This is a genomic window from Fodinibius halophilus (assembly GCF_011059105.1).
Taxonomy (GTDB): Bacteria; Bacteroidota; Rhodothermia; order Balneolales; family Balneolaceae; genus Fodinibius; species Fodinibius halophilus.
In genome coordinates this window covers 171,889-180,668 of the sequence record NZ_JAALLS010000006.1, presented here as the reverse complement: position 1 = coordinate 180,668, position 8,780 = coordinate 171,889, and the positions used below count along the sequence as shown (strand labels likewise).

Sequence of the window (8,780 nt, the reverse complement as noted above, 5' to 3'; positions counted from 1 at the left end):
GGCCAGCGCGTAGCGATCGATGGGACGAAGCTTAAGGCGTATACGGGCTGGGATGCCCCGGATGAGGAACGCCTGGATAAACGGATAGAACGCAGCCGGCAACAATTACGGGAGTGGATGAACAAACTGGATCGTAATGACGCCCTCGAGGATGCCCGGAAGCTGTTAGATGGGCAGCCCGAAGGAATGGGAGAACCGGAAATCATGGAAAAGATTGCCGGGTTACATGAGCAGATCGAAGCCCTGGAAGCCGCCAAAGCGCGCCTGAGGGCAAGCAAGGCCAAGCGCTTGTCCCTGTCCGATCCCGGGGCTCGCCTGATGCGTGCTCCCCATAGCGGAAAGCAACCATCCTATAACCTGCAAGCGGCCGTAGACAACAAATACAAGATGATTGTGGCCGCCAGGATGACCAACGATCCGACGGATTTTGAGCAGCTTATTCCCATGCACAAGGCCATCTGGACCCAACTGGGCCACGTCCCGGATGAGCTATTGGCGGACACCGGTTACACCGACTTAGGCGACGTAAAACAGATTCAAACCGAAACCGCCACACGTTGCTATATCCCCGAAAATGATGCGCCCGTAACGAACCGCCCGGTCCAGTTTACCTACCAGCCCGAAACCGATCGCTACCGCTGCTCGGCCGGCCGCTGGCTGGAGCCCAAAAGCAAAGGCCGCTATCGCAAAAGCAAAGACGCCTACGTCGACACCTATCGCGGGACGAGCTGCCGGGACTGTCCGATGCAATCGGAGTGCACCAGTGCCGCCGATGGGGTGCGCAATCTGACGGTGTTCCATGGGGCGCGGTGGCGGGCTGGCTATGCCCGGCAAATAGGCAGTCGGTACGGGCAAGCACGCATCAAAGAGCGAAAGGGGATTGTCGAGCATGTCTTTGGCACCTTAAAACACTGGATGGGGCAGATTCCGCTGAAGCTGCGAGGCCTCAGGAAGGTGCAAACCGAAATTAACCTGTATGCTGCCGGCTATAATATAAAACGATATGCAAACCTGGCCCCCACCAGAGAACTGATCGAAGAGGTTGCCAGTTGGAATCCGATAAGAACAGCAGTAACCGCCTAAAGCGAACGCAGATAACCATAACTGTTGCTCATTTATGGAATCCCTGTTGAAACGATATTTTCTCACAGCCTCTGGAAGGGGGAATATTGTGGCCATTTTCGCACTCCCGTGCTCGTCAATTATTGCCGGCTGAAGATCTTAGATCGTTGTGCTGCCAACTACCGCTTCCACCGGCGGGCGGCGCAGGAATTACCCCGTTCGAGAGAGCTGACTGGTATTTTCCTTTTTGGAGGGGGATAGATAGCTTTCCCAACTTGGCTAAAGGACTATCAGTAGGATAAATTTTAAAAATTAAACATCACTTTTTACCCATTCGTTTATTTCAAAAATAAATTCTGGCATAGTCATTTCTTTAATTTCTTTTTTTGCAAAATTCTCGGACTCAGTAATACTGTGGTCAGGAAAATATTTTAGCATCTTTTTCTGAAAGAGATCAGTATTAAAATCTATAAAGTCAGAATAAATTTTAGTAGAGGCATTTAGTTTTTTAAGCTTGACTGTTTCAGAGAACCAAGCCCTTAAGCATTCAATCAATTTGATAGGGGTGTCATTATGATTCTTAATATCAAAACCATTTATATCTGAAATGGCCTTCATATAGTCATATTTGTTAGTCTCAAGTATTAACGAACGTTTATCTTTATATCCTGATGTGAACTTCCTAAGACCATAGTCTAAACCCATTTCAAACGGCATATTAAGTCTATAATATTCATTAATAGACTTAGCTTGAAGTCTGGAAAGATCATGTATTGAATATTTAGATTCCTGTATCAAATTGATAATTTTATTTAGTCGAGGTATACCAGAATCTGATTCTTCAAGGGCTATTCTAGGATTATATCCAAAATATGTTATAGTAAATAGAAGTACTTCTAAAAGGTCAAAGTATTTATCATCAAAGGGGCAGTTTATGAATACATTTTTTTCATACTCGTCAACTTTTTCCATAATTATCCTTTAGGTGGGAAAGGATCTTTGCCATATGAATTTCTATCTTGAATTCTGCCGTCTTTTTTGTGTATATATAATTCTGTTTTTTCTTTTTTACTTAGTTTCCTCCCATATTTAACTGCATCTGACTTTCGGTCAAACGATCTAGAAGCTCTTGTAGAGCCAGATTTCCTTACTGCCCAACCTCCTTTTTCTTTTGATGGGACTACATGGTTAGCTTTTTTTGCCATGATAAACACCTATCAGTTTATATCGTTATGTGTTCTATAATCACAAATAAAGTATAAACTACATTTTATTCAACTTAATGTTAATCATATATACCATGTATTAATGATCTTTTGCTCAATCGACAGTCACCAACGTCTCGAATTAATTTTACGGTGCAAGCTTTACTAATAAATAGTTGACGGGCAAGAATGACACTGAATCCGCTGGATGCTAAAGCATCCCGCTATCAACCAAGCTCCCTTGAAGGGAGCTTTCCCTGTAGCATTCGGTTTCTACCGCCAGCTATAATGCCGGCTGAAGATCTTAGATCGTTGTGCTGGCAGCTACCGCTTTCGCCGGCCGGTAGTGCAGGAGGGAGGTTTTGACTTACCCGTTTTAAGGGTGCTGCTTGATATTTTCCTTTTTGAAGTGGCTATGTTACAAAGACTTACATAGTAAAAAGCCTATACCCAGTAACCAACAATTTGTAAGCTAAAACCTACAACTAAAAGAATTGGCCCCAAGAAAGAAACTTTTCCATGGTCTTCGCTTAAATCTTGCTCAGTGTCATTAGCATGAACAAATTTAAGTCTAGTTCCGTCAATTTGCGTTGGTACTCCATAAAGGAAAACAAAGAAGACACCGAAAATATCGAGAAGAAGACCAATAGATGAAATGAAAGAGTTTAAATTACTACATATGAATTCAATCATTCCAATGAATATTTAATCTTCTTTAGGTCGCTTAGGATCAGATTTACTAGGCCGAGGGGGTTTGGTTTTACTATTCTGTCTTTGCCGTCCAGATTTCTGTTTAGATCTAGGATCTTTTTTGTTTTTGTTTTTATCACTCATTCTGTTTTTGGTTTTTCTTTCCGGTTTTCTTTGGTCGTGGTGGTTTGGTTTTGCTTTTCTTTGCCGGGGATTTCTCTTGGTTTGAATTTTTGTCACTCATACAAATAAAGATTGATTGTAATAAATACTATAAAGAGTATAACAGCTATAATTAAGGAAGTAAACGACCAAAAATTTAGACTTCTCGTAGTTTCATCTTGAGCGTCACTTTGCTCTTCTTTTTTATCTAATTCTAATGTCATTGCTTTAATAGCTGATTTATGAGAAGAGAGAATTAGAAAAAGAGAAGCAACAAAACCTGTCCAAGCTAAAATTAGCAGTGGTTTCCAAACTGCTGAATTTAAGTCAACTAAGTCCTTCACAAAACCGACCGTCAAGACTAAACCACCACTAGACAAATAAACAATTAATTTATCGAATTCTTCTTGGGCATAATCTCTAATTTCTCGTACGGTTGTTTCCCAGTCTGGATTTTCTTGAGTACTCATATTTCATTGATTCCTTCAACTTAACTCCTCTTGTACCTTAGTTTTATGGTGCTATTTCTCAAATAGGCACGGGATCTATTAACCCTCTTTTACGCCACCTATTTCCTTTAACAAGTGTTTCAAACTGTGTACCATCAGAGAGCTCTAGATTATCAGCATGATCTGTAACAATAATTTGTGGTGTAAAATCATTGGTTTTCTTGAGGTCGGTACAATAAATTGAGAGTTGAGTAAATAGATTCTCAACAGCTATTATGTCATCATCAATTTGCCTTTCATTTTCGTCTCGTGGTTCAAGTTTCTTAATTGCTTCCTTATCGAATTTCTCAGATTTATCAAATTTGAAACTTGGAAAATAAACTTGGGTTGGTTGGTCAAAGAATAAAATTGAGGGTATCGCACAAGCTTCACCAAGAGAAGCAAAGTACTTGTGTAAGGCTAGAAATAAAGTAATATGAGAATAAAGCCAATTTGCACCACTTCCCATTGATCTTAAGAATATCTTTTCGCCTTTTTCATTTAAATGGTAAAGATCGAATGTCTCAAATGAGAAATGCAGGTTAATAGGTTTGTAGCTTTCTTCAAACTCAAAGTCCTCACCAATTTCTGCCATAAAACGATTTACAGTTTTATTGGCTTTTTCTAAACCAGCTTTATAGTCATATTCTCTGAGGTTACTTTCTACGATTTTTAGGCTCGCTTTTATTTTTTTCAACCTTTCTTCAAGTTCCAAATCATCAGAAAGATTTAACGATTCAAGTCTTACAAAGAGTCTTGTTTTTATATCAAGAATTGTTTCATATAAGCTTTCCTTTTCTTCCAAATCCTTTTCGGCTTTATCTATCTCAGCGATTTGATCAGAAATGTCTGATATTTCTTTTCCTAAATCCTCCATTTGTCGATTGGTCTTAATAAGCAATGATTGGAATTTTGACCGCATGGGTCTTGCCTGCTTTAAATTGTCTGCAAGTTTTAAAATTGACTTTTGCAGATGTTCAGCTTGTTGCTGTAATTGCTCATGTTCGGTATGACAAAAAGGGCATACGGATTTGGCAATATTTATGGTTTCTTTTGGTTGAAATTCCTTGGCATTCTTTAAAAGCTCTTTTTCTGCATTTATGTGTTGGTTGATAGAACCCGCTTTCCTTTGCAGCTTGCGAAGTTGAGAGGTTTTAGAAGATAGTTTTTTTTGTAACTCAATGTGGCGTTCTGTTAAAGCATTAGATAAAGGTCTGATTTTATCAGGCTGTATTATTTCATCTAGTCTTTCTTGTGCATCATTCGGATGACGTAAGATTTCTTGTAGTGAGATAGGATCTTCATCGAAACCCATTGAGGCATAAAGTTGACGAAGCACTGGTTCAATTTTCTGTTTTTGACTCTCAATTAGTTTTCTATTTGTCTCTTGTTTGCGTTTTATTTTGTTTATTTCTCCAGATAAGCGCTCTTTTTCCTGTGACAAGTGGAAGAAATTTTGATCTACTAAACCCAGAAATATTTTAGTATGTTCGATTACCTGTTCTCGTTTTTGTTTTTCATCAAACCTATAAAATATAGCATGTTTATTGGCTATTAAATTTTGATGCTGCATCATAAAAGAAACAAAACTGCGAATCGAAGGGGTAGAGGCCTTTCTGTTATATCTTCGATTCTTCCTGGCAGTTAAAGAGGTATCTACATCATCAATATCTAAAAAGAAGCTCGTGAGATGCTTCTTGAATTTATTCAATTGAATAAAGTGAGAATCAGAAAAGTAATCTCTCGAAATTTTATCAGGGTAATAATTATCCTCTCTACGTAAAAAGGCCTTGTTATTTTTGTCGGGCAAACGACCGAGTACAATATTTTGGCCATTCACATTAAGATAAACGTAGTAAAGAGCGGCATTATCAGTTATAATGCCTTTAGGAACGGTATATTCGCTACTACCAAAACAATAGTCAAAAATTTCTATCAATGCACTTTTACCAGTTGAGGATTTACCCGTTACAACATTGAGACCCTGTTTAAAATAAACAGGATGGGTTTCCCCTAATTTATCTATAACTCCTAGTTCATGAATAAACGATTTCATTGTGGTTTTACTCCTAAAAATGAATAGATTTCTATTACAGAAAGATTACTAAATAACTTCCCTAAATTTGCGGCACTTCTTTCCGTTTTAAAATTTATTTCACAGTCATTTCTGACTACTACCTCAAGTTTTTTAGGTTCAATTTCTAGCCAATCATTAATTAAGCAATATTGGAAGCTCTGTTCTGTCAGCGTTTCAAATTTTACTAACCGTTCCTGTAAATCATACAATTGCACTCTATCTTTAAAAATTGTCCAAATAGTACTTCTTCTCTTTTCACCAAATACTGCATTTTCAATCTTAGGTTTGAATAGGTGATGGCTACAAAGTGGTATAACCAACTGTGACAGTAGTATATTGTTCTTAACATTTGCTAACTCTAAATAAAATGAAGCTAAAAAGTTTCCATACTTAAAAGGATTATATTTTGTTTGGTACAAAGCATCTACTATGTTACTCATCTTCAATTCTCCATTTTATATCCCGTTCATCGTCATCCATCGCATCATGAATTAAGCCGTTTTTAAAAACAAAATCAGGATTTTGATATCCTTTAATTCCAAACGGTTGTTCATCAATAACTTTATCATACAAATCTTGTGATTTAAGTATTGTGTTTCCTGATTTGCGTTTTGCAGTAGTGTATTTTCTTTTAAATCTTCTTATTAACTGTTGTTTATACCTTTTCGCAGTTGCATGGAATTGAGGTGTGCCATCTAATTCTTCATTTAATGAATTGTGTAGTTCAATCCAATTCCCAAGTGCCTCGGGGATTACTTCTGAATATTCAATATTATTTATTTTTTTTACAAAAAGTGCATCCTCATGTGTTTCAAGTTCTTCTTCGGTTGCGTCTCGGAGTGAAAATGTAGGTATAGTAAATGGTCTGGGGCAATATATTGACGTTAACTCTTCACGTTTCGAGTCAAAATCTTTTTTAGTGATTTCCCATTTTTCTTGATCGGCTTTTTTATATACAAAGCCGATTAGTGCTTCAATAAAAGAAGGCTGATTCATTTTTGGAATAAAACCATCGAGCCGGTTATAGATTTTAGATGTGATGGCCTCTTCATCATCTGTTTCTGTAAAAAGAACGATTTTAGCTAATACCTCTTTCAATTGCTTTTCATCAGTTCCCATGACTAACTTTTGTAAAGTGACAATACGCTTAGGTTTTTTAGCGGTTAGTTCTTTTTTCGTTCTTTTATTAACAATTTCTTTTAGTGTTTTAAACCGTTCTTCAGCATTTTTCTTATTCCATTCCTTCAGAGACGTGTTTGCTCCAAATTCTTGTGTTGTATGTAGTACCAAAGCACCATAATCTTCATGCTTAAATTCAGACGCAACCCAGTTTTTAAGAGTTTTCCATAAGTTTTCATGGTTATCTGTCAAAGCGTTTGCATAATCTTTGACCTCGGTCTGCTTTGATTCTCTTGCTGATTCACCTATTAAACTGACATCGCCATCTTTTTCGAACCAGACGGATTGTCCTTCTTGCATGACAAAACATTGCTCAAGACCAATTAGGACTTGGTAATGAAAAGCCAATGTTGTTGTTAGTGCTGCATTTTTAGTTTGCCCTCCTTTCATACTTACTCCCTAAAATCATTATTTTTTCGGTAGGTGATAACCTGCTTTTTTACAAAAAACTTTCCCGATCTTATAATATTTAAACAAATATTGAATAATTAACTCACAATGTCCAGTTTGTTATCTAATTCTCCATCTGGAGTAGAAGAGGCCGTCCCCATTAGCACTCCGCCCACCCAAATCCCGGCAAACAGGAGGGAATCCTTCTCTTTCCCCAAGCGCTCATGTCGCGCCCACCAAGAAAGCTCCATAATAGAAGCCGATCAGAAGATCACTTCTCCACTGGCCAATTTAGCCAATTTAGGAGGAGTCCACCGCACCGACAGCCCACAACAACGGCTTTCCAATCCCCATCAACTCATACCAAATAACAGACACCAAATAACAAATAACCATTAACCAATAACTAACCCCCAATAACTAAACCACCCCAAGGGCTTAGCTTTCAAGTCCCATTATTATATTCCATCTCTTCTGGGGATCCCGGAAATTAACTGATTGCGGATCAAATTCATCAGGGTCGTATGGAAAATATTTTTCGTCATGACCTTTAAGCCATTGTCTCATTGTCTCATATTCGTTATTACTCGGTTCAGCTATAATCTCTATCAATCTATAGTACCCTGGCACGCCACCGCAGTCTTCCGGCGGACAAGCCCGTTCACCATCAGTGCAACGGGGATAGCTGATAGTACTTTCAATAGATTCTATAGCTAAAAGTTCAATTTGATGTAACCATCCATCACCAAAATCATACTCATAGCGAGCAGTGTCGCCTTTACTCTCGAAGTATTTTTTGATTGGTATAGTCCAACCTGCTAAAAACATGTCGTCATTAGGTGTTTCAGGTAAACCGATTGGTTTGGGGCTCGACTTTCCTGATACCGTTGGTTCAAAACTGTGAAGGTGATAATCAAGCCAACCCATTGCGTCTTGTATAGCAACATGCAGATCCCAGAAAGTATATTCCTGGGGCACTTCTATGATCCGCCATATTTGTGGCTCAATATCCAGGAGTGAAATTTTAAACCGATATATTTTCGATTGTTGATTATTCATAAGCAATTATATTTTGCAACCTAACCTATAATTTTTCCGACAGGCTATCCAATGATGATGGCATTATTCAGTGATGCAAGGTGCACAAAAGGCCGGTAAAGGGAAAGTATAATAATATGCCGAATCGCATCTCCCTGATCCCCTTATCATGAGCCTGCCTTTTCATCTAACCAAGAAGAACCTAGCAACAAAGTCCCGGCACTTCCAAAGTGCCGGGGACTTGTTACATACATCCCATATATTTGCATGCACGACGCCCTCCTAAAACACTACTCACTAACAAGAAGGCTTGCCAACAACTCTCCCCATCCCCATTATCAAATGAGAAATTTTATCCAGGGCAGACAACCAATAACAAACACCGAATAACAAATAACCATTAACCAACAACCAATCCCCATTAACAAATAACCATTAACCAACAACTAATAACCAAACACGGGGTTTACTTTCACCCGCTTTTTTCGG

General features: G+C 38.5%; 10 protein-coding genes. 2 read left to right on the top strand and 8 right to left on the bottom strand.

Translation table 11 applies throughout. The features are described from left to right. On the top strand, positions 1–1,083 hold a 1,083-nt coding region (locus G3569_RS06640; protein WP_165267336.1), incomplete at its 5' end, for a transposase. 291 nt (positions 1,084–1,374) lie between these two features. On the opposite strand, the gene G3569_RS06635 is transcribed toward G3569_RS06640, so the two are convergent. The 7 genes from G3569_RS06635 to G3569_RS06605 all read right to left on the bottom strand — a co-directional run bounded on the left by G3569_RS06635 (position 1,375) and on the right by G3569_RS06605 (position 7,253). After that, positions 1,375–2,034 carry a hypothetical protein gene (locus G3569_RS06635; protein WP_165267328.1) on the bottom strand — a complete coding sequence of 220 codons (660 nt, stop codon included), beginning with the start codon at positions 2,032–2,034 and terminating at the stop codon, positions 1,375–1,377. Between the two features lie 2 nt (positions 2,035–2,036). Further along, positions 2,037–2,267, bottom strand: a complete 231-nt coding sequence (locus G3569_RS06630) for a DUF2188 domain-containing protein (protein ID WP_165267326.1) — start codon at positions 2,265–2,267, stop codon at positions 2,037–2,039. Between the two features lie 444 nt (positions 2,268–2,711). Continuing rightward, entirely contained in the window at positions 2,712–2,960 is a 249-nt protein-coding gene (locus tag G3569_RS06625) for a hypothetical protein (protein WP_165267324.1), read from the bottom strand. 233 nt (positions 2,961–3,193) lie between these two features. Then, positions 3,194–3,589: a hypothetical protein gene (locus G3569_RS06620; protein ID WP_165267322.1), complete on the bottom strand. Its 396-nt coding sequence runs from the start codon at positions 3,587–3,589 to the stop codon at positions 3,194–3,196. 58 nt (positions 3,590–3,647) lie between these two features. After that, positions 3,648–5,663 carry a DUF3732 domain-containing protein gene (locus G3569_RS06615; protein ID WP_165267320.1) on the bottom strand — a complete coding sequence of 672 codons (2,016 nt, stop codon included), beginning with the start codon at positions 5,661–5,663 and terminating at the stop codon, positions 3,648–3,650. Then, positions 5,660–6,124: a three component ABC system middle component gene (locus G3569_RS06610; protein ID WP_165267318.1), complete on the bottom strand. Its 465-nt coding sequence runs from the start codon at positions 6,122–6,124 to the stop codon at positions 5,660–5,662. The genes G3569_RS06615 and G3569_RS06610 overlap by 4 nt, the downstream gene beginning before the upstream one ends. Continuing rightward, on the bottom strand, positions 6,117–7,253 hold the full coding sequence (locus G3569_RS06605; protein WP_165267316.1) for an adenylate cyclase: 1,137 nt from the start codon (positions 7,251–7,253) through the stop codon (positions 6,117–6,119). The genes G3569_RS06610 and G3569_RS06605 overlap by 8 nt, the downstream gene beginning before the upstream one ends. Positions 7,254–7,361: 108 nt before the next feature. Here G3569_RS06605 and G3569_RS06600 point away from each other — a divergent pair, with 108 nt between their 5' ends. Further along, entirely contained in the window at positions 7,362–7,652 is a 291-nt protein-coding gene (locus tag G3569_RS06600) for a hypothetical protein (protein ID WP_165267314.1), read from the top strand. 39 nt (positions 7,653–7,691) lie between these two features. Here the strand turns inward: G3569_RS06600 and G3569_RS06595 are convergent, their stop codons facing one another. Continuing rightward, positions 7,692–8,312 carry a plasmid pRiA4b ORF-3 family protein gene (locus tag G3569_RS06595; RefSeq protein WP_165267312.1) on the bottom strand — a complete coding sequence of 207 codons (621 nt, stop codon included), beginning with the start codon at positions 8,310–8,312 and terminating at the stop codon, positions 7,692–7,694. Positions 8,313–8,780: the final 468 nt, after the last annotated feature.

What these genes read in the sequence shown, in the direction of transcription:
- G3569_RS06635 (WP_165267328.1), bottom strand. Translation starts at nt 2,034, where the DNA reads ATGGAAAAAGTTGACGAGTATGAAAAAAATGTATTCATAAACTGCCCC.
- G3569_RS06630 (WP_165267326.1), bottom strand. Translation starts at nt 2,267, where the DNA reads ATGGCAAAAAAAGCTAACCATGTAGTCCCATCAAAAGAAAAAGGAGGT.
- G3569_RS06625 (WP_165267324.1), bottom strand. Translation starts at nt 2,960, where the DNA reads ATGATTGAATTCATATGTAGTAATTTAAACTCTTTCATTTCATCTATT.
- G3569_RS06620 (WP_165267322.1), bottom strand. Translation starts at nt 3,589, where the DNA reads ATGAGTACTCAAGAAAATCCAGACTGGGAAACAACCGTACGAGAAATT.
- G3569_RS06615 (WP_165267320.1), bottom strand. Translation starts at nt 5,663, where the DNA reads ATGAAATCGTTTATTCATGAACTAGGAGTTATAGATAAATTAGGGGAA.
- G3569_RS06610 (WP_165267318.1), bottom strand. Translation starts at nt 6,124, where the DNA reads ATGAGTAACATAGTAGATGCTTTGTACCAAACAAAATATAATCCTTTT.
- G3569_RS06605 (WP_165267316.1), bottom strand. Translation starts at nt 7,253, where the DNA reads ATGAAAGGAGGGCAAACTAAAAATGCAGCACTAACAACAACATTGGCT.
- G3569_RS06600 (WP_165267314.1), top strand. Translation starts at nt 7,362, where the DNA reads ATGTCCAGTTTGTTATCTAATTCTCCATCTGGAGTAGAAGAGGCCGTC.
- G3569_RS06595 (WP_165267312.1), bottom strand. Translation starts at nt 8,312, where the DNA reads ATGAATAATCAACAATCGAAAATATATCGGTTTAAAATTTCACTCCTG.